This window comes from Pseudomonas sp. X10 (assembly GCF_054889225.1).
In genome coordinates this window covers 4,771,794-4,791,337 of the sequence record NZ_CM142677.1, presented here as the reverse complement: position 1 = coordinate 4,791,337, position 19,544 = coordinate 4,771,794, and the positions used below count along the sequence as shown (strand labels likewise).

General features: G+C 60.4%; 14 protein-coding genes and 1 pseudogene. 3 read left to right on the top strand and 12 right to left on the bottom strand.

Annotated features, from left to right (window positions below):
• Positions 1–30 precede the first annotated feature (30 nt).
• Together ACYU03_RS21920 and ACYU03_RS21915 are read right to left on the bottom strand one after the other, a co-directional pair.
• Positions 31–1,776: an ABC transporter ATP-binding protein gene (locus ACYU03_RS21920; protein WP_461886709.1), complete on the bottom strand. Its 1,746-nt coding sequence runs from the start codon at positions 1,774–1,776 to the stop codon at positions 31–33.
• Complete coding sequence (locus ACYU03_RS21915; protein WP_461886708.1) at positions 1,773–3,557, bottom strand: ABC transporter ATP-binding protein; 1,785 nt, start codon at positions 3,555–3,557, stop codon at positions 1,773–1,775. Before ACYU03_RS21915 ends, ACYU03_RS21920 begins: the two co-directional genes overlap by 4 nt.
• Positions 3,558–3,814: 257 nt before the next feature.
• On the opposite strand from ACYU03_RS21915, the gene ACYU03_RS21910 reads away from it, so the two are divergent.
• Complete coding sequence (locus ACYU03_RS21910) at positions 3,815–4,657, top strand: class I SAM-dependent methyltransferase (RefSeq protein WP_461886707.1); 843 nt, start codon at positions 3,815–3,817, stop codon at positions 4,655–4,657.
• An 11-nt stretch (positions 4,658–4,668) separates the two neighbouring features.
• Positions 4,669–5,619, top strand: coding sequence for a helix-turn-helix transcriptional regulator (locus tag ACYU03_RS21905; RefSeq protein ID WP_461886706.1), 951 nt, complete (start codon positions 4,669–4,671; stop codon positions 5,617–5,619).
• Between the two features lie 50 nt (positions 5,620–5,669).
• Here the strand turns inward: ACYU03_RS21905 and ACYU03_RS21900 are convergent, their stop codons facing one another.
• The gene (locus ACYU03_RS21900) at positions 5,670–7,703 is read right to left on the bottom strand and encodes a TonB-dependent receptor (protein ID WP_461886705.1); all 2,034 of its coding nucleotides are present in this window, start codon (positions 7,701–7,703) and stop codon (positions 5,670–5,672) included.
• 148 nt (positions 7,704–7,851) lie between these two features.
• On the opposite strand from ACYU03_RS21900, the gene ACYU03_RS21895 reads away from it, so the two are divergent.
• Entirely contained in the window at positions 7,852–8,760 is a 909-nt protein-coding gene (locus ACYU03_RS21895) for a helix-turn-helix domain-containing protein (RefSeq protein WP_461886704.1), read from the top strand.
• Between the two features lie 40 nt (positions 8,761–8,800).
• On the opposite strand, the gene ACYU03_RS21890 is transcribed toward ACYU03_RS21895, so the two are convergent.
• From ACYU03_RS21890 to metC, 9 genes and pseudogenes are all read right to left on the bottom strand, one after another.
• Positions 8,801–9,214, bottom strand: a complete 414-nt coding sequence (locus tag ACYU03_RS21890) for a hypothetical protein (protein ID WP_461886703.1) — start codon at positions 9,212–9,214, stop codon at positions 8,801–8,803.
• 608 nt (positions 9,215–9,822) lie between these two features.
• A pseudogene (locus ACYU03_RS21885) lies at positions 9,823–10,651 on the bottom strand (transposase).
• Between the two features lie 416 nt (positions 10,652–11,067).
• Positions 11,068–12,324, bottom strand: coding sequence for a dihydrolipoamide acetyltransferase family protein (locus ACYU03_RS21880; RefSeq protein WP_461886702.1), 1,257 nt, complete (start codon positions 12,322–12,324; stop codon positions 11,068–11,070).
• A gap of 1 nt (position 12,325) precedes the next feature.
• Positions 12,326–14,413 (bottom strand): alpha-ketoacid dehydrogenase subunit alpha/beta, encoded by a 2,088-nt coding sequence (locus tag ACYU03_RS21875; protein WP_461886701.1) that lies wholly within the window; start codon positions 14,411–14,413, stop codon positions 12,326–12,328.
• Positions 14,414–14,550: 137 nt separating this feature from the next.
• Positions 14,551–15,876 (bottom strand): OprD family porin, encoded by a 1,326-nt coding sequence (locus ACYU03_RS21870; RefSeq protein ID WP_461891525.1) that lies wholly within the window; start codon positions 15,874–15,876, stop codon positions 14,551–14,553.
• A gap of 167 nt (positions 15,877–16,043) precedes the next feature.
• Positions 16,044–16,802 (bottom strand): amino acid ABC transporter ATP-binding protein, encoded by a 759-nt coding sequence (locus ACYU03_RS21865; protein WP_461886700.1) that lies wholly within the window; start codon positions 16,800–16,802, stop codon positions 16,044–16,046.
• Entirely contained in the window at positions 16,799–17,449 is a 651-nt protein-coding gene (locus ACYU03_RS21860; RefSeq protein ID WP_461886699.1) for an amino acid ABC transporter permease, read from the bottom strand. Before ACYU03_RS21860 ends, ACYU03_RS21865 begins: the two co-directional genes overlap by 4 nt.
• Before the next feature lie 3 nt (positions 17,450–17,452).
• Entirely contained in the window at positions 17,453–18,274 is an 822-nt protein-coding gene (locus ACYU03_RS21855) for a transporter substrate-binding domain-containing protein (RefSeq protein ID WP_461886698.1), read from the bottom strand.
• 106 nt (positions 18,275–18,380) lie between these two features.
• Positions 18,381–19,532 carry a cystathionine beta-lyase gene (metC, locus tag ACYU03_RS21850; RefSeq protein WP_461886697.1) on the bottom strand — a complete coding sequence of 384 codons (1,152 nt, stop codon included), beginning with the start codon at positions 19,530–19,532 and terminating at the stop codon, positions 18,381–18,383.
• Between the last annotated feature and the right edge of the window lie 12 nt (positions 19,533–19,544).

Sequence of the window (19,544 nt, the reverse complement as noted above, 5' to 3'; positions counted from 1 at the left end):
CACGCCGGAAGCGGCGCGGCACGGAGGTTTTCAGGTGTGCAGGGGCCAATCCAGGGCCTGGCTCTGCTGGTGCCACAAGCGCGCATACAGGCCGTTGAGGTCGAGCAGTTGCTGATGACTCCCGCGTTCGACGATGCGCCCGCGGTCCATGACCAGGATCTGGTCGGCGTCTTGAATGCTGTGCAGGTGATGGGCAATGACCAATACCGTGCGCTCGCGCACCAGGGCGTCGAGGGCCTGCTGGATCGCGGCGGCCGACGAGGGGTCGACACTGGAGGTGGCTTCGTCGAGCAACAGGATCTGGCTGTCCTTGAGCAGCGCCCGGGCAATCGCCAGGCGCTGGCGTTCGCCACCGGACAACCAACCACCGCCTTCGCCGACCTCGGTGGCGTAACCCTGGGGCAGGGTGCTGATGAAGCCATGGGCCTGGGCCTGGCGCGCGGCATGGACCACCTCCTGCTCGGTGGCGTCGGGTTTGCCGACGCGCAGGTTGTCGAGCACGCTGCCGGAAAACAGGGTGACGTCCTGGAACACCATCGATACCTGCTCGCACAGGTACTGGCTGCCGATCTCGCGCACATCCACGCCGCCGATGCGGATCGCACCGCTGTCGACGTCCCAGAGCCGGGCAATGAGCTGGGCGAGGGTGGTCTTGCCTGCGCCGCTGGGGCCGACCAGAGCGGTCAGGCTGCCGGCGGGCAAGGTGCAGGACACGTCAGTCAGGGTCGTCTCGCCACGCTGGTCGTGGCTGAAGTGGACGTGGCGCACTTCGATGTCGTGCTGGGTGGGCCGTATTGCGCTGGACGGCTCGCGCAGAGGCGCAGTTTCAAGCAGGCGCTCGGTACGGCTCAGGGCCAGATGGCCGAAGCGCAGCAACAGGGTCGAAAAGCACAACTCGGCAGCCACCCGGTACAGCGGCAAGGCCAGTACACAGAACAGCAGCAGGTCGTGCAGCGCGAGTTGGCCACGACCGAGCAACAGGACACCGGCCAGTACACTGAGAAGGTAACCGGCCTCGATCACCAGGCCCGCCAACGCCAGCCAGGGCGCGGGCTTGAGCTCGATGTCGACCATCGCCTGATGTTGCCGTTCGATGGCCTGCTGCAGATGCTGCAAGGCCGTGCCGAAGCGTCCAAAGCCACGAATCACTGCAAGGCCTTTGAGGTACTCCTGCAGGGCGACCTGGGCCTGGTTGCCGCTGGCGAGCATGCGTTCGCCGTGCAGCAGGCTTTTGCGGATTGCCACCACCACCGCAAGGCCTGCCAGGGGCAGCATCAGCAGTGCCGTGGCGGCCAGCACCGGCTGCACCCAGAAGAGCAACGCCAGCAGGCACAGCAGGTGTGCAAGCGACTGCGCACAACTGCCGAGAAAGTGCGACCAGAGGTTTTCCACCAGTTCCAGGTCGCTGGTCAGTCGCGCGCTGACTTCGCCGCTGTGGTGCTGCCCGAACCAGCCCAGGGGCAGGCTCTGCAGGTGAGCGATCAGGCGCAAGCGGGCGCTGGCCATCATGGCGTAGGCGCCGGTGAAGATCAGCGGCATGCTCGCAGCGCCCGCAGCGATGCGTGCCAGCAGGCAAACGAGCATGGCCAGGGCCAGCCACAGCACCTGAGCAAGGTCCATGGTGCCGTCGAACAGCCCTCGCACCAGCAGATAGAGGGGTAGCGCGAATGCAGCGCCAAGCGCGCCTTCCAGCGTGGCCAGGCGCAGCCCCCGGCTCAGGCGCGGGTCACGGTGGCCGGCCAGGTGCTCGCCGGTGCGGATCAGTGGCGCGATCATGCCGATACCCCGCGCTGGGCCAGATGCCAGTGGCGGGTCTGGGTATGGTCGTGCCACAGCTTGCGGTACAGCGCACATTCCTGCAGCAACTGGGCGTGACGCCCACTGCCGACGACCTTACCGCTTGCCAGTACGACGATACGGTCGGCATCGATCACCGTGTGCAGACGATGGGCGATCATCAGCACGGTGCGGCCCTGGCACAGGGTCGAGAGCGCTTGCTGGATCAGCGCTTCGCTTTCGCTGTCGGCGTAGGCGGTGGCTTCGTCGAGCAGCAACACGGGGGCATCCTTGAGCAGGGCTCGGGCGATCGACAGGCGCTGGCGTTCGCCGCCGGACAACTGCGCGCCATGCTCGCCGATGCGGGTGTCGTAGCCCTGGGGCAGGCGCTGGATGAAATCGTGGGCGCAGGCAGCACGGGCAGCGGCTTCGACGGCTTCACGGGTGGCGCCTGGGCGGGCCATGAGCAGGTTGTCGAGCACGCTGGCGTCGAATAGATGCACGTGTTGGAAGACCATGCCGACCCGCGCCAGCAACGCGTCCAACGGCCAATCGCGCAGGGCCACGCCGCCGAGGGTGAGTTCGCCGCTGTCGGCATCGAACAGCCGGCAGGCCAGTTGCACCACGGTGCTCTTGCCCGAGCCGCTGGGGCCGACCAAGGCCGTCAGTTGGCCGGCCTTGGCGCAGAAGCTCACACCATCGAGGGCCTGACGAGCGCCGTAGGCATGGCGCACCTGGTGCAGGCACAGGTCCAGCGGTACATCGGGTACGGGGGCCTGGGTGTTGTCTGCCAGTACGGGTGTCATCAGCACATGGTTGATACGCGCCAGGGCAGCGTTGCGCTGGACCTGCTCGCCGAGCATGAAGGTCAGGCGCAGCAGCGGATGCAGCACTGCTGGTGCGAGTAACAGGAACAGCACCAGGGTGGCGAGCTGCAACTGCCCTTCGAGCCACAGCCAGGCCCCCAGGGGCGCGACCAGCACTAGGTTCGCGCCCAGCAGACCGGCGAACACCACCCAGTACAGCGAGCTTTGCCGGGCAAAACCGGCAACCCAGCCGGCGGCGTCGTGAATGTCGTGGTGCAGGGTGCCGAAGCGTTGGCTGGTCAGATTGAAACTCTTCACCATCGGCATGCAGCGCAGGTATTCGGCGAAGCTGTTGGTGATGCGCTGCTGCAGCGCGTGCCATTGCGCCATGCGTGCGCTGGAGCCCTTGATCATCAGTACCTGGGCCAGCACTGCCAGCGGCAGTGGGGCAATGGCGGCCAAGGCCAAACGCCAGTCCATGGCCAGCAGCACGATCAGCGCAAGCGGCGGGGTGACTGCGGCGCTGATGGCATCGGGCAGCAGGTGCGCATAGAAACCTTCGAGGGCGTGAACGTCATCGTTGAGTGTGCGGCGCAGGGTGCTGCTGTCCTGTCGGCTGACGAAGCTCATCGGCACACTGCCAAGGTGGCGCGCAAGCTCCAGCCGCAAGCGGCGCAGCAGCGTGAAGGCCGCCAGGTGCGCGCTGACGTGGCTGGCTGCGAGCAGGAGGGCCCGCAGCAACACCGCTGCGAGCGCGAACGATACCCAGAGCAGCACATTCGGTTTGTCGTGCGACAGATCGAGCAACTGTTCGGCCACCTTGTAGACACACCACAGCGGCACCAGCGCCAACAGCGACGAAAACACCGCACAGACAATCGCGGTGGTGAACATCCCGGGGGCAAGGCCAAGCAGTCTGAAGGGGGTCAGCGGGCGGGTGGCCTTGGCTGAGACTGCTTCGGGTCGTTCGATCATCTACTGCTCCTGCGTCTGACACTGCCTGCCTGCCTGCCTGCCTGGTCGGCTCGGCTTCGCTCTCGGGGGCCGAGCATAAGGGGGACGACCGAGGGCGGAGGATCACAAAAGGTTTACGGCGAGCATGATCGGGTTAATAATTACCATTCTCACTGATGCTGTGAATGATACGCGCGATAGAGTGGGTGCAATGGCTTGTAAAGCCCTGACCCTGGTCCTGGCCTGTAGGCAAAAGGACCACGAATGGAGAGAAATGGATGAATTCTGCCGTGCAGCCCCAACGCTTGGCGCCGAACCTCAACGGTGTGCCCGAAACCATGCTGCTGACAGTGTGGAACCGCGCCGCCTTCGCCCAAGGCACCGATGCCTTGCTCGACGACCCTTTGCTGCTGGAATTGGTGCGGCGCATCCATTACGACTTCCAGGGCCGCTTCGGCAAGCCTTCGCCGACCCATGCGATCCGCTCACGCTATGCCGACGAGCGTCTGCGCAGCTTCCTCGCCGAACACCCCGGCGCCACCGTAGTAGCACTGGGCGAGGGTTTGGAAACCCAGTTCTGGCGAGTCGATGATGGCTTGGTGAACTGGTACTCGGTGGACTTGCCCGAGGCCATCGACACCCGCCGTAACCTGTTGCCGGCGCATCCGCGCAATACCTTGCTGGCCTGCTCTGCGCTGGATACGGCCTGGATCGACCAAGTGGCTGCCCAGCGCAAGGGGCCGGTGTTCGTGACCGCTGCAGGCTTGTTCATGTACTTCCAGCGCGAAGAGGTGCAGACCCTGCTGCGCATCCTGGTACGGCGCCTGGGTGAAGGCGAGCTGTTCTTCGACTGCATTCCGCCGTGGTATTCGCGCAAGACCCTCAAGGGCCTGGCCATGACCGCCAGTTACCAGACCCCACCCATGCCGTTCGGCATCGCCCTGGGCGAATTGGACCGCTTCATCGCCCAGATCCCGGGCCTTGAACTGATGCAAGCCTTGACCTACGCCGAGCCCTGGCCACGCTACATGCGCGCGCTGGCCTGGCTTTCACGGATCAGGCCGCTGCGCCAACGCGCAGCACCAGGCCTGATCCATTGTCGTTTCCGCGCCCCTGACTGACGAGACTCCTCATGGCGATCGATAGCAGCCTGCGCCCCAGCGCGCCGACCCTGGAGCAACACAACACGCACATGCCGGCGATCGCCTGGACCGACCTGCACGACGGCGTGCGCATCGGCCTGGTCGATGGCTTTCCGGGGCAGGATGTCTGCCGCCAGGTGAACGTCGACCGGCACCTGTCGCTGGCGATGATGATCAAGGGCAGCGGGCACTTCCTCATGGACGGGATGGCCCAGGTGTGTTCCTACGATTCGGGCTTCTGCTATCTGACCTGTGCGGCTGACCCCTTCACCTGTATGGATTTTTTCCCGGCCTATCACGACCTCAAGCTGGTGATCGTGCACTTCAGCCTCGAATGGCTGGCGGTGTTCACCCCCTTGATGGAAGGCGTCGGGCAGGGCGAATGCTGGTTCATCCACCCACAGCGCCGGGCGGGTGTGCGGCGCTTGCCGATGAACACAAAGCAACTGGCAATCGCCGAGCAGTTGATGAGTGACGGCATTCCAGGTAATGCCATGCAGGCGCTGAAGCTGCATACCCAGGCGATGGAGCTGTTGTGGGGCATTGCCCAGCGGCTGTCGAGCGAAGACGATGCGCTGGCGTTGGTGCCTGTCGAGGAAGGCAGCTCGCCGCGGATCAATCGTCGCGAGCGACGGCGCCTGTTGGCGGCCCGTGCGTATATCCAGGAGCATTGCCTGGAGCCGCTGCAGGTCGCCGATATCAGCCAGAAGATCGGCATCGGGCACGGGGCGTTGAAGCGCCAGTTCCATGAGCTGTTTGGCACCAGCGTCTACAGTTACGTGCTCGATTGCCGGTTGGAGCGTGCTTCTCGCTTGCTGCGCGAGAGCGATCTGCCGATCAAGGATGTCGCCTGGCGCTGCGGCTTTGCCCACAGCAGTCACCTGTCGCGGCTGTTCCGCCAGCGCCATGGCATGTCGCCAAAGATGTTTCGTGAGCGGTGATCGCCGCGCGGGCTACAGGATTGGGGCCGCGGTGCGGCCCCATTGCTCGCTTAGAAGGTGATGCGCGTGCTCAAGCCCAGTTCACGGCCCGTGCCAGGCTGGCTGAATTGTGCGCCCTGCGACACATAGGAGTAGGTGCGATAGTCCTTGTCACCCAGGTTGTTGCCGTACAGCGCCAGTTCGATATCCGGCGTCGGCAACCAGGCCAGGCGCGCGTCGATCAGGCTGTAGCCGCCCTGGGACACCTGGTTGTCGACGTCGAAATAATGCTTGCCGGTGTAGCTCAGCCCGACGCTTGGGCGTATTTCGCCGAGCAGGCCATCGAAGAAGAAGCTGTGCTCGGCGCCTGCGCGCAGGGTGCGTTGCGGGGTGTAGGTCAGGTGGTTGCCCTGGCGTTCGGAGTCGAGCATACGGTTGCTGTTGACGGTGCCGGCCAGGTGCACCTTGGTGGCGTCGCCGATCTGCCAGTCCAGCGACGCTTCGGCGCCCTCGCTGCGCGCCTTGCCGATGTTGTCGAGCGACTGGGTACCTGTACCGGCCGCGCCGATGAACTGTTGCACGTCGTCGATATCGATGCGGTAAAGCGCGGCATTGAGCCAGATGCGCTTGTCCAGCAGGCTCGATTTCACGCCCACCTCGGTGCTGAGCGACTTCTCCGGCGAGTAGGCCACCGCCCCCGGTACGATCGCGCCGATGCGGTTGTAGCCACCGGCCTTGAAACCCTTGGTGACCGACGCGTAAAGGCGTGTATCAGCGGTTGCCTGGAAGCCCAGGGCGATTTTCGGCGTGGTTCTGTTGAAGGTGTCGTGATCGTCGAAGACGAAGCCTGGAGTGAACGCCGCATCCTGCTGCACATAGCGGGTTTCGGCCTTTTCCTGGCTCTGACGCAGGCCCAGGGTCAGGTCCCAGCGCGGCGCCAGGTGCCAGGTGAACTCACCGAACAGTGCCTTCTCGGTACTTTCGATACGGCTGTCGGCAGCGCCGAACACTCCGGCCAGCGGCGCGCTATCGACCGGTGCGCGCTGCGAGTGACTGCGGCTGCGCTGCCAGTAGACACCCGCGATCATGTCCCAGGCGCGATCCGCCCCCTGGGTCGCCAGGTGCAGCTCCTGGCTGACGGTGCGTTGCGTCTCTGGCCAGGCGAAGCCCATGTCGCCAAACAGGCGCTCGTGACGATAATTCTGCAGAGCGGTGATAGAGGTCAGCTTGAGCGAGTCGTTCAGGCTCCAGTCGACGGTAGCGCTGCTGGTCTCGACGCGGCGCACGTAGACCGACTCCATGAACGGCACGCTCGCACGGCGCTTTTCGTAAGTCGCGTCGGCCAGGTATTGCTCGTTGTAGGAGGTCAGCCGGTCGCGGGCGTAGGCCAGCTTGACGCTCAGGTCCTGGTTGGGGGTGAAGGTCAGGGCCAGGTTGCCGCCACCGTTGTCGCTGTCGCCATGATGCTGGCTACGGGTCAGTTGGCCATCGGTGTCGTCGTGGTAGGCGCTGGCCTGCAGGTACAGGTGGTCTTCGATCAATGGCGTCGCGCCAGTGGCTGCGACCTGCTGGTGCAGGTTGCTGAAGCGGCTCTGCAAGGTGGCAGTGGGTTGGTTGTCCGGGCGCCTGGTGATGATGTTCAGCGCACCGGCCTGGGCGTTGCGGCCGTACAGCGTGCCTTGCGGCCCCTTGAGCAGCTCGATGTGCTCGATGTCGAGCAACTGCTGGTTGAAAGTTCCCAGGTACTGCGGCACTCCATCGACATAGATACCGACCGGCGCGTTGTAAGGGTCGGACGACGACACACCACGCAAGCTCAGGCTGGGGAACAATCCCGCGCCGGTATTGCGCACCAGCAGCTCGGGAAACACCCGCTCCAGCTCACCGGTATAGGCGACGTTGGCACGCTCAAGGTCGGCAGCACTGGCCACCGATAGCGCCAGGTTGGTCTGGTCCTGGGCCTGGGCACGTTTGGTCGCGGTCACTTCCATCGACGGCAGGGTCACACGCTCGGCGGCCAGTGCATGACAGGGCAGGGCCAGGGCTATGGCTATGGCTATGGCTATGGCTATGGCTATGGAGAGGCTGAGCAAAGAGCATTGCATGGGAACAGGGCCTATATCAGGAGGTATGCCGCTATCTTCGGGAGATGGCCAATTAATCGCGCGTGCGATCGGTACAAGAAGCGCTCGATCAGCACTTTTGTTGATAGAATTTATCATTCGCATTCGATTTACGACCGAGACGCTTGTCATGTCGCTCAATCACTATCACTCGCAGCTAACCCTTCCCCCGGTGCTGACCGAAGGGCAGGGCGATGAACTGGACATTCGCCTGATCGACTGGCAGGTCGACCAGGACAGTCAGCTCGATGCCTCCTGCGAGGCCTCGCTGACGGTGTCCTACCATCACACATGCGCTGGCTGGCGCCGCTTTGCCGACGCCCCGGCACTGAGCTGGCGGGAAGACCATTGCAGCCTGTTCCATTCGACCCGCGCGGTAGAGGGGGTCGGATTCGTCCCGGCCAGCACCTGCTGGCGCGGGGTGAACATCAGCTTCGCCGCCGAACGCCTGGGCATGCTGGAACTGGCCAACCAGTTGTTCGATATGTCCGGCGGCTGGGAAAAGAGCGCCTCATCGGACCAGACCGCGCGGGTGGCGCAGTTTCCCGCGCCGCAGGTGGTACGGCGGATCGGCCAGGAAATGTTGGGGTGCCGCTTGCAGGGCGTAGCGCGGGAACTGCTGCTACGAGGCAAGGCTTATGAATTGTTGGGGCAGCTTACTGCGCATATCCAGAAACTGGCGCTGTACAGCGGAACATCGTTGGGTGGCCGTGACTTGGTGCGCGTGGAGCGGGCGCGCAGGTTGCTTGAAACGCGGCCGGAACATGACTGGACCATCGAGTCGCTGGCGCAGTGTGTGGAGCTCAATACCCGCAAGTTGAAGGAAGGCTTTCGCCAGCTGCATGACAGCGGCGTGTATGAGTATCTACAGCGGGTACGGATCGAGCGTGCCGCCGGGTTGCTGGGAGGACGATGTTCGGTGAACGAGGTGGCGGCGGCGGTCGGGTATGCCAGTGCGAGTCACTTTGCCAAGGTGTTCCGGCGATATCATGGGGTCAATCCGCAGCAGTATCACGCGCAGTTGGTGGAGCAGGGATAGGGGGCATCAGCGCTCGCTGTCCCCCTTGGCCTGACGGTACTTAGCGGCGTGTCGTATTAATAAAGGCAGGCTGTTTGCACATGATGAGGTTGCTACGGTTTTCATTGATATCCAGTTTTGATGTGCCCATATCAAATTGATAATAAACCTTCCACGAGATCGCAGAGCGTGTACCTGTGGTGCAGAACTTGGTCAGTTTGGCCTTGCAGGTCGCTTCATAGCGGGTCCCTGCAAGCATCCGCGCCGGGCTGGCGCCAGGGTCTTTGGACTGGCATGGGCAGTGCGACAGGAAGACTTCGGCTTTCGCAGGCGGCCGACCGCGCAAGGCGACGAAATTCTGCACGCACTCATCGAAGTGCTCGATCATCGACTCTTCCGCGTGCCGGCTTTCGGCGTCGACCTGGTTCTGCGTGGCCAGCCCCAATGCCACCGGCAGCATTGCATGATAGAGCATCCTGATGCTGATCTTTTGTCAGCGTCCTTCCCAGCAACTACGCATGCAGCTTCAATCTGTTGCCCACTGCGCTGTTAGCCACCTGCTCACGGGACTGACGGCTGACGAACACGTAATAGCGCGCCCCTCGAAGCTGAGCACCAGACCAATCGCGCCTGGGCGCTCACGCAGCGGCAGAGCTTCTCGGAGTGTGTCTCGGTAAACCAGCATGTGGGTCTCCATGGGTGATCGATAGGGCTGTACAAGGATGAACACTTCAGGGGAGTGGTTTATTCCCTAGAGCCTGTACGAAAGGAGGGATGGCAAAATCCGCATAGCTCACCCCTGAACCGATGGTTACCCGCTTGAACTCAAGGGCATCGGCTTGGCAGTGAAGTCAATGCCCACAAGATTACTGTCGCCAGCAGCAATGCTCTATTCCACTTGGTGAATATAGAAAAATCGGTTGAATCGCTTTAGCCTTGCGTCAATTAAGATCGAGTGTTCGCCAGAACGAAACAAAGCCGGCCAATGATCACGCCATCAATCCGATGAAATCATTTTCCTATTTAAACGCAGAGCGAGTTATATGAACAACCCTATTTTCTCTCCTCTCTCCCAAATTCCGCTCATAAAAAAACGTTCGAGACGGATTTTTTCTTGGTTCTTCCCGGATTGCCGGGAAAGTCATTCTTGGTCTTCATAATGAAGAAATCGCTGTCCCGGTAGCCGTACGCCATCCGTTTGATTACCTTGATCCGGTTGTTGATGCCCTCCAACTGCCCCGTGTGCATGGGCCAGCGCACCCTGCTCAGGATGCCGCGTCAATAGCCCTTCAGTCGCTTAGCGAATTGCTTCAGCGCTGGTCTTTCATCTGCCAGTCGCAGCCACTGTTTCCAGGCTGTTCACCAGCTCCAGGTGGCGGTGGGTGACCACAGCGCTTTGAACTCTGCCTTCATCAGATAAACCGTCATCAACGACTGGTTAGCAGCCAACAGATCGTGCAGATGTAGGCTGGGCCTTCGGCAGTTTCTCCAATGATGCTTGCAGTGCCCGTCGCTCCAATAGGCGCACGCTGTCCCAATGCAAACCAAACAGCTCGGCGACATGCAACTTGGGCAGTCGTAGGTAAGCCTGGATTACGGCTTCGGCCAAGCGCTTAGTCATCCGAGAGTAACGGTCAAGCCAACGGACTGACTCCATTCGCTTGCCGCATGCGCTGCTCCCAACACCCCCGCAGTTCCACATTCAACCGCACCGTACGGTCAAGAATGGGGAGGTCTCGGATCGAGCGCAGGCAGTATTCGTGGGTGGTGTGCTGGGCTGATGGCAGCCGCTGCAGGTGGGGAATTGGGTGGACTGAGGGATTAGGTCGATCAGCAAGGCATCGCCGTCAGGCCTCATGGAAATGACAGAAAAGCCCCTCCAAAAAGGCAGAAACGTATTAATATCGTGCACAAGAATGCCGGTTTGTAGATGTGTTCGCTCGCACGAACATCATCCATCAAACCGGCGTTCTTGTTTCTGTCTTTCCCGGGATTCCGTGAAGAACCTTTTTTTGCTACGTACACCTCAATGAATTTGGACTGCCTCATCCCCGCGATCCCCAGCCCGCGCATCAAAAACCAGCTCACGAGATCCAAGTCGTCCAGAGCGATGAAGATGAAGGTGAGCGCGCTCCCGAACTCAATTTCCAAGGTGTAGCTAAGCTGGAAGTCGGTCCGGCGCTTTACTTTGGAAGGGTTTACGTCAGGTCAAAAAGCCAGGGCTGGTCGCCAGCCCCAGCACTTATCTCGCAAGGATGCAAGGGTTGTCATGTTGATGCGCTCTGGTTCTCGGCATGATGCTTATTCAGATAGAACGCCGTGTCGAGGCTAAGACTCCAGAGGCCAGCTCTGGATGCATTCGACAAAGCGCGAGAGCCAAGCGTTCGTTTGGCTACCGTCCAGCACTCGATGGTCGATAGTCAGTGAGACGTAGGTCATTGGACATATCTGCAGGGAGTCGACGCCCCCAAGCGTTTTGACCACCACGCGCTTTTCCAGCGCGCCGATCCCGAGAATGGCTGATTGCGGTTGGTTGATGATGATGGGCGTGGCGAATATCGAGCCGGATACGCCGTGGTTGGAAATGGTGAAAGTGCCTCCCTGCACGTCTTCCGGTTGCAGCTTTCCGGTCCGGGCTGCCTCCGTAAGTACCTGTAAGCGAGACGCGATACCCAGCAGAGACCGCTCCTGCGTACGATGAATGACCGGCACGATAAGGCCCTTGTCTCCCAGCGAGGCGCCTATACCGATATTGATGTCGCGATGAACCTCCAGATGGTCGGTATGCCAGCGGCTGTTGACCTCCGGCACTACGGCCATAGCCTGTGAAGCTGCGGCCACGAAGTAGGCGGTCAAGGTGAGTTTAACCCCTTCCTTGGCGAAGGCTACTTTATGCTGCTCCCGATGGCGAATGATCGCGGAGAAATCGACTTCGAACACCGCCGTTACGTGGGGCGCTGTCGTTACCGAGTGGAGCATATGTTCGGCGATGCGTCGGCGCATACTACTATGCGGTACTCGTGTGACGGCATCTACCTGCGAATCAGGCTGGCGCTGGGGTGATGGCGGGCGCGCGACGCTCTCGGGAGTGCACGCCACGTTTTTAGGCGAGGGTGCAGAGGCTGGCCGGACCAGCGCCGAAACGACGTCATGGCGTGTCAGGCGTCCCCCACGGCCGGTACCGAGAATCGTATCGGGGTCCAGGTCATGCTCAGCGATCAGCCGTCGTACCGAAGGTGAAAGTCTTGCCTTGCCACTGGCGATCGGTGCTCTGGCGGTTTGCGGCTGTGCTGCTTGGGGGGGCGGCAGGGAATCGTGCGATGTCGAAGCAGGCGCGATTCGCCCCAGCAACTGCCCAGGCGCGGCGTCGCTGTCCTCTTGCAACAGCGTTTCTAGCAGACCCGCACAGGGCGCACAGACTTCCACGACGACCTTGTCGGTTTCCAGCTCTGCCACAGGTTCATTCTGTTGAACCTGCTCGCCTGTCTTCTTCAGCCATGTGCGCAGTACCGCCTTCGTCCCATCTTGTTGCATCGGGGCAACGACGTCGGTGGCAACAGCAGCGGTGAGGTTCAGATCGGTCATTTCAGTACTCCAATAACTCATCGACCTCGGCTCGGATATCGGCGACCGAGGGTAGGGCGTAATCCATCAATGCAGGGTGGTGGGGACTGGGGATGTCCGGCATCGTCAGGCGTGCCACGGGCGCATCGAGGTCTAAGAAGGCCTGGTCAGCGACCACCGCAGCGATTTCCGCGCCGAACCCGGCGGTACCGGCGTCCTCGTGCACGATCAGGCAGCGGTGGGTGCGGCGAACGGACACGAGCACCGCTTCTTTGTCCCAGGGCATCAGGGTGCGCAGATCGATGAGATGTACGCTGCGTCCTTCGCAGGCCTGCTCGCAGCGTTCGACCATTGCGCCCCAGGTCACGATGGTCAGTTGCTCGCCGTCGCAGACACTGCGCGCCTTCCCGAAGGGCAACAGGTAGTCGTCGCCAGGATAGGGGCGGCGAGCGGAGGCGGCGTCGAGCATTGCCCGGTGCTCGAAGAAAATTACCGGGTCGTTCCCGCGCATAGCGCTGCGCAATAGGCCGACGGCATCTTCGGCATTGCACGGAACGGCGACTTTCCAGCCGGGTGAGTGGACGAACTGGACTTCGTTGGTCTGGCTGTGCCAAGGATCGCCGCATTTGAAGAAACCACCCGGAATACGCAGGATGATGGGGGCGGCGAAGCGATTGTTGGTACGCCAGCGCATGGTACCGCAGTCGTTTATCTGCTCGACAGCCGGATCGGCATATTTGCGGAACTGGATCTCCGCTACCGGCATCAGTCCCGCCAGCGCCATGCCCACCGCCCGACCTACGATGCCTTCTTCCGAAAGGCTGGTATCGAACACCCGTCCTGAACCGTACTTCTCCTGCAAACCCAGGGTTACCGCATGGACACCCCCTTTAGGGCCGACGTCTTCACCAAACACCACGACTTTCGGATTGATAGCAAGTTCGCGGTCCAAGGTGCGTCGGATGGCTGCTACCATGTTGATGCGCTGACCCTGCGTTTCGGGAGCAACGCTCACGGGGTGCTCCACGCTGCCGGTAGGCAGCAGGCCTCCACGCAGTTGGGGCTGCGTTTCGTAGAAGACGTTCTCGGTCACCCGACTCGGCTCGCTGACCGGTCGCATTTCTGCTTCATGGCACGCTTGCTCAACCGATTGCCTGGCTTGTTCGTCGATGTCGGCCCATTCCGTCGCACTCAGGAGCGAGGGAACCAGCAACGCTTGCAGTTTGGGATAGGGGTCCAGTGACCATTCGTGCTTTACGAACTCTGACGATTTGTAGGTCTGGGTGTCTTGAAAACTGTGACCTTGCAGTCGCGGGACTTTCAACCGCAGTAAACAGGGGCCGTTCCGTCCTCGCACATGGGCCAGGGCGTCTTCGATCAGTTGGGCGCTTTCCAGCGGGTCCGAGCCGTTTCCACTGAGGATGTGCAGGCCCTGGAAGCTGGCCAGGTTGGCGGCGATATCGCCACCCGGGGTCTGGAAGGTCGAAGGTACCGAAATGCCGAAGCCGTTGTCTTCAATGTAGAACAGCATTGGGAGTTTCTGGGTGGTGGCCATGGTCAGCGCAGCCCAGAAGCCATTGGTAGCGACCGAGCCATCCCCGCCCAGCACGACGCTGATGGCTCGATCATAGGCTTGATCAGCCAGCACTTCGCTTCGATACTTGATCGCCTGTGCCCAGCCAGCCGTCGGTGTGTACTGCGCCCCTACACCGCCACACATTGGCAGGGCTGAAGGGCCGCCGGGGTTGGGGTAATTGAATACGACGCCGATGTCGCGCCCATCGGAGTAGCCGCCGGCGCGGGCCATCGATGAGCCCAGCGCATCCACAGGGTCGACCCCCATGGCGAGTAGTAGAGGCCGCGATCGGTAATACCCACAGACGGCATCGTTCGGGTCGGTCAGTTTGAGCCCAAGAAGGATTTGAGCCACGTCATGGCCCCTGGCCGAAAACTGGTAGAGCACCTTCTTGGCGGGCACCAATACCTTCTCTTCCAGCTCATCCATGCGTCGGGACAGCTGTAAGAGGTAGGTCACACGCTGCCAGTTGTAGCGGTCGAGCACCGAACCTATGATCGGATCGGTGCGTTTCGTGGTCTGAGTTGCGCTCATAACGTGAGTCGTCCTCTGGTGACAGATTTGAAAGGGTTGGCGTTGTACCGTCCTCCCGCTCATCGACCGAGGCCTGGACCGGAAGGGTGGACGTAGGAGAAGGGCTCGGCGCTTCGAGCAGCACCGAGCTGTCGCGGTCAGAAAATCGAGATCGGAAGTTCGGTGATGATCCGGAAGTCGTTCAGGTCGCCTTCGGCCTGGTCGGCGTTAGCCCGATGCCATGCCTGTCGCACACGGATTGACAGGTTCTTGGCCGGCCCCGACTGCACCACGTACTTGACTTCGACATCGGTCTCCCTATGACGACCGTCTTCCCCATAGCCAAAGCGTGCATAGGGGCTGCCTGGGTCCATGCGGGTGCCGTCGATGTCTTTGCCACGCACGTAGCGCGCGACAAACGACAGGCCCGGTACGCCGTACCCAGCCATGTTCAGGTCATAACGCACCTGCATCGACGCTTCGCCTGGGCCGTTGAAGTCGGAGTACTGAATGGAGTTGGGCAGAAAGATCGCACCGCCACTGCGACGGTTGTCACCGAAGCCGATGAAGTCGAAGGGCGTATCGCCATTGACCTTTTGATACGCCAAGGTAACTTTGTGCGAGGAAAGGAAGCTGTAGCCGACGGACAAGGCATAGGTATTGTTGTTGATGTCTCCTGCCTTTTCGCTACCTGCGTCTGCGGTGTGGTAATAATTGGCGTCGAACTGCAAGGCACTGCTACTGGTCAACGGAAGCAGGTAATTGACGTTCCCGTAGTACTGGTCCCAGACGTCTTCGAGGTGACCGTGATAAACGCCGATGTCCATTCGCTCGGTGAGACGATAGCGGCCTCCGATGTAGCTCGCCGTGGGGGTGGTGACCCCTGCATAGGTGGCCCACATTTCTCCGTCATGGTTGGTATCGTCCTGGCTCGAGCCTGAGGTGAAATGGCCCGCCTCGAGGTCCAGGCCCTTGAGTTCGCTGCTTTGCAGACTGATGCCCGTGGCTGTCTGGGGCAGCAGACGTGAATCCGCTACGGCGAATACGGGTGCATTAGGTCGCATCGCGCCAACCTTCAAGGCCGTCTTGGAAATGCGCACCTTGGCTGCTAACCCTGCTTTGCCATGCTGGTCCTGATTTCTGCCTTGGCGGTCGGTGACCAGGTTGCCTGAGCCCGAATACTTGTCGCTGCCATCGAGCTTGAACCCTGCATAGCCGAAGGCGTCCAGCCCGACACCCAGCAGACCCTGGGTATAACCCGAAGAGAAGGAGCCCAGGAACGCTTGGGTCCAGTCCTTGTCATCCTCTGCTCCGTGGGTCTTGTTGCGGTTGAAGTAGTAATTGCGCGCCTTGATCTCGAGTTTGCTGTCAGCCGCGAACCCCTTGCTCGCAGCTTGATCTTCCACGAATGCGGCGACACTTATCGGGGTGTAATGCAATGTCGCCAAGGTGAGTAGAATGCCACCTGTTTTAATATTAAACATCGTCTCTTCCCTTATATTGATAATTATTGTTGTGTTGAAAGGCAGGTAAGACAATTTGGAACTGCGCGCACTCGACATCGCCCATCGTGGTGGGCACGGCGTACGACTCAAGTACTGGGTATTAAGCGTTAAACTTTTCTATTGCTTTTCAATACGTCGACAGTGGCTCAGTGGCGGCGGAGGAACTGTTGTATGCGCTCGCTGTTGTTATCCGAAAAAAAAGTTTTGCTGTCGGCGTCATGCACGATCACGCCGCCTTCCATGAAAATCACCCGATCCGCCGCCTCTCGCGCAAATCGAATTTCATGCGTGACCACCAACATGGTCATGCCAGCCTTGGCCAGGTTTCGCATGACGCTTAGCACTTCATCCCGCAGTTCGGGATCAAGCGCCGACGTCGGCTCATCAAAAAAGATGACCTCTGGCTCCATCGACAAGGCCCTGGCAATGGCCACCCGCTGTTTTTGGCCACCGGAGAGCCTGGCGGGATAGCTGTTGGACTTCTCCTTGAGGCCGACCTGCTCGAGCAAAGCGAGACCCTGTTCGATGGCGCGTTGGCGCGGAACTTTCTTGACGCTGACCAGGCCTTCGATCACGTTTTCCAATGCGGTCAGGTGCGGGAACAGGTTGAACGACTGAAACACCATCGCGGTTTTCTGTCGCAGTTGGTTGATTTGTTTACGGTCCGCTCTGCTCAGTGCCTTGTCTGGTTGCACGTTGACACGATGACCGCAAATTTGCAGGACGCCGGCGTCGGGCTGCTCCAGGAAATTCAGCGAACGCAGCAGAGTGGTTTTTCCTGAGCCCGACGGGCCAAGAATAACGACGACCTCGCCTGCGCTAACTTGAAGATCGACATGCTTGAGCACGGTATTATCACCGAACGCTTTCGCTAATGCGGCTACTTCGATAGTTGTATGTTTCATCGGTAACGCCTCGTCATACGGCCTTCCAAGTAGGTTTGCAACACCGTCAGTACTTGGTTGATCAGCCAATAAATCATGCCGATCATTAGGAACATTTCCATGTAGCGGAACGTTGCCGCCCCCACTTGTTCGCCTACTCGGGTGAGTTCAACCACGGTCACCGTGGATGCGAGCGAGCTGTCTTTGATGAGACCTATCAACCGACTGCCCATGGGCGGTAGGGCAATCCGGAAGGCCTGCGGCAATATGATGCGTCGCAGGCAGGTCCAATACCCCATCCCCATGGAATGCGCGGCTTCCCACTGGCCCGGATCGACGCCACTGATACCGGAGCGGAAGTTTTCGCTGAGGTAGGCGGCGGCGAACAACGACAGGGCAAGCAACGCCGAAGGGATCGGAGCCAAGGTGATGCCGTAGTAGGGCAGGCCGAAATAGATCAGCAGGATCTGCACCAGCAATGGCGTTCCACGGAAGATCGAGACGTAGGTGAAAGCCGTCATCCGTATTACTTTGATGGTGGAGTTACGCATCAGGGCAATGCCTAGACCCAGGATGGAGCCCAGTACGAAGGCGCCCAAGCCCAGCCCCAACGTCACCAAGACGGCACTCTGCAGTAACGGCAAGGAGCGCAAGAAGAGTTCGTACATCGGTTACTCCTCGGCCTTGGCTTTCTGGATGCCTTCGGTCATGTGGTAGTAGTCACCGATGTATTGTTTTGCATAGCGATCTACGGTGCCGTCGGCAATCATCGCGGTGATGGCTTGGTCGATCGCGCCCTTCAGCGAGTCTCTGCCTTTGGGCAGCGCCGCGGCCGACAGTTGGTAGGTCAACGGTGCGCCAACCGCAGTAATCGGTAGGTTATTGGTTTTGCGGTAGTTTTCTCCGCTGAACCACGAGGTGACGATGAAATCGATGCGGCCATTGACAAGGTCATTGAACACTAGGCCGCCGCTGTCGTAGGTGCGAACCTCCGACTCGGGAAGGTGCTTGCGCGCCCAGCTTTCGTTGCTGGAACCAGAGGTGACGCCCAGGGATTTCCCTGGTAGGTCCTCACGCCCATTGATATGGGTGTTCTTTTCCAGGCGGAAGATCCTGAATTCCTCGACGCCGTAAGGTTCGGAGAAGTCCACTTGCAACTTACGCTCTTCCGTCGGCGTCAGGTCATTCATGACCACGTCGTACTTGTTGGTTTTCAAACCCTCGACAAAGTTCTTGAAGTTGTCGGCGACGAACACCACCTTGGGAATACCAATACGGCGTGCGACTTCATGGGCGATCGCGACATCGTAGCCATCAGGTTGATTCTTGTCGTTCAAATAGCTCCAGGGTGGGCTGCTTTGGGTATTGGCGACACGAATCTGGCCCTGCTGCTTGAGTTGCTCAAGGCTATCGTCAGCGTGGGCGTTATTGATACCCAAGCCGAGCACACCGGCCAGGGAAAGGGCAATCGTCATGCTGGTGATTGTTTTCATAGTCCATCCTTATTTGTTGTTATGGTCACTCTCGGGGTGACGAAGGTGGCAGCATTGAATGATCATCGAGGTCACATTGTTTTTAGGCCGACCTCTGGGCCGGGTATCAGCGTTGCGCGCTTTGGTAAGCCTCCAGTGCCGTTTGCAGGTCATCGATCAGGGTCTGTGGGGCTTCCAGGCCTACGGAAATACGAATGATGGGGGTGCGTATATCGGTGAAGGCCCGTGCTTGCTGCTGGCTAGCGGGGTAGTAGGCGATCAAGCTGTGGGTACCTCCCCAACTGGCGCCGATCGGGAAGTGCTTCAGTGCATTGAAGAACGCGCTGTAGGCGGTATCGCTCGCGGGCGTGAGCACCATAGAGAACAGGCAACCGTTGCCCTTGAAGAGTTTTTGCCAAGTGGCGTGCCCCGGATCACTCGGTAGTGCAGGAAACAGTACTTTCTCGACCATGGGGTGCTGTTCGAGCCACCGGGCTATTTTCAAGGCATTGGCGCTTTGTTCTTTCAGCCGGATGGTCAATGTCTCCAGGCCTCGCAAGACCAAGAAGCAATCTTCAGGGCTGACCTGCTGGCCGAAGATGCTCTGAGTCTCGCGTAGCAGGGCGTAGTGCTCGGCATCGTTCAAGCTGATGCTGCCCATCAACACATCGGAATGGCCACCCAGGAACTTGGTGGCGGCTTCGATGGCGAAGTCGACCCCATGGTCGAGGGGGCGGAAGTTCAATGGGCTTGCCCAGGTGTTGTCCATCATCGTCAGCACCTCATGGCGTCTGGCGATTTCAGCAATCACCGCGATGTCCTGCATTTCCATGGTCACCGTACCTGGCGACTCGATGCAGATCATCTTGGTGTTGGCACGGATCAAACATTCGATCCCTGCATCGATCGTGGGTGGGTAGAACTCGACGTCCACGCCTAATTTATCCAACCATGATTGCGCGAATGCTTTCATTCCTCCGTAGCAAGCGTCGGAGATCAAAATGTGGTCACCGGCGCGGACAAAGGCCATCGTGGTGATCACCAGGGCCGATTGGCCCGAGGGCGTGACGATGCAATGCTTGCCGTTTTCCAGGGATGCGATGCGTTGTTCCAGGCCACGCGCAGTTGGCGTACCCGTGACGCCGTAGCTATAACCATCGGGTTGACGAGCCTTTCGCGCAACGAAGTCTTCGAACGAGTCGAAGACGACTGTAGAACCTCGCCATACGGCTGGGGATAGGCTGGCGTAGGGGTTGTTCGCGTGGTCTTTAAAACGCATGAGCTTGGCCTT

Bases quoted from the DNA above. Each gene is read 5' to 3' on its own strand.
- ACYU03_RS21905 (WP_461886706.1), top strand. From the start codon at position 4,669: ATGGCGATCGATAGCAGCCTGCGCCCCAGCGCGCCGACCCTGGAGCAA.
- ACYU03_RS21880 (WP_461886702.1), bottom strand. From the start codon at position 12,324: ATGACCGATCTGAACCTCACCGCTGCTGTTGCCACCGACGTCGTTGCC.
- ACYU03_RS21895 (WP_461886704.1), top strand. From the start codon at position 7,852: ATGTCGCTCAATCACTATCACTCGCAGCTAACCCTTCCCCCGGTGCTG.
- ACYU03_RS21875 (WP_461886701.1), bottom strand. From the start codon at position 14,413: ATGAGCGCAACTCAGACCACGAAACGCACCGATCCGATCATAGGTTCG.
- ACYU03_RS21915 (WP_461886708.1), bottom strand. From the start codon at position 3,557: ATGATCGAACGACCCGAAGCAGTCTCAGCCAAGGCCACCCGCCCGCTG.
- ACYU03_RS21890 (WP_461886703.1), bottom strand. From the start codon at position 9,214: ATGCTCTATCATGCAATGCTGCCGGTGGCATTGGGGCTGGCCACGCAG.
- metC (WP_461886697.1), bottom strand. From the start codon at position 19,532: ATGCGTTTTAAAGACCACGCGAACAACCCCTACGCCAGCCTATCCCCA.
- ACYU03_RS21855 (WP_461886698.1), bottom strand. From the start codon at position 18,274: ATGAAAACAATCACCAGCATGACGATTGCCCTTTCCCTGGCCGGTGTG.
- ACYU03_RS21920 (WP_461886709.1), bottom strand. From the start codon at position 1,776: ATGATCGCGCCACTGATCCGCACCGGCGAGCACCTGGCCGGCCACCGT.
- ACYU03_RS21910 (WP_461886707.1), top strand. From the start codon at position 3,815: ATGAATTCTGCCGTGCAGCCCCAACGCTTGGCGCCGAACCTCAACGGT.
- ACYU03_RS21860 (WP_461886699.1), bottom strand. From the start codon at position 17,449: ATGTACGAACTCTTCTTGCGCTCCTTGCCGTTACTGCAGAGTGCCGTC.
- ACYU03_RS21870 (WP_461891525.1), bottom strand. From the start codon at position 15,876: ATGTTTAATATTAAAACAGGTGGCATTCTACTCACCTTGGCGACATTG.
- ACYU03_RS21865 (WP_461886700.1), bottom strand. From the start codon at position 16,802: ATGAAACATACAACTATCGAAGTAGCCGCATTAGCGAAAGCGTTCGGT.
- ACYU03_RS21900 (WP_461886705.1), bottom strand. From the start codon at position 7,703: ATGCAATGCTCTTTGCTCAGCCTCTCCATAGCCATAGCCATAGCCATA.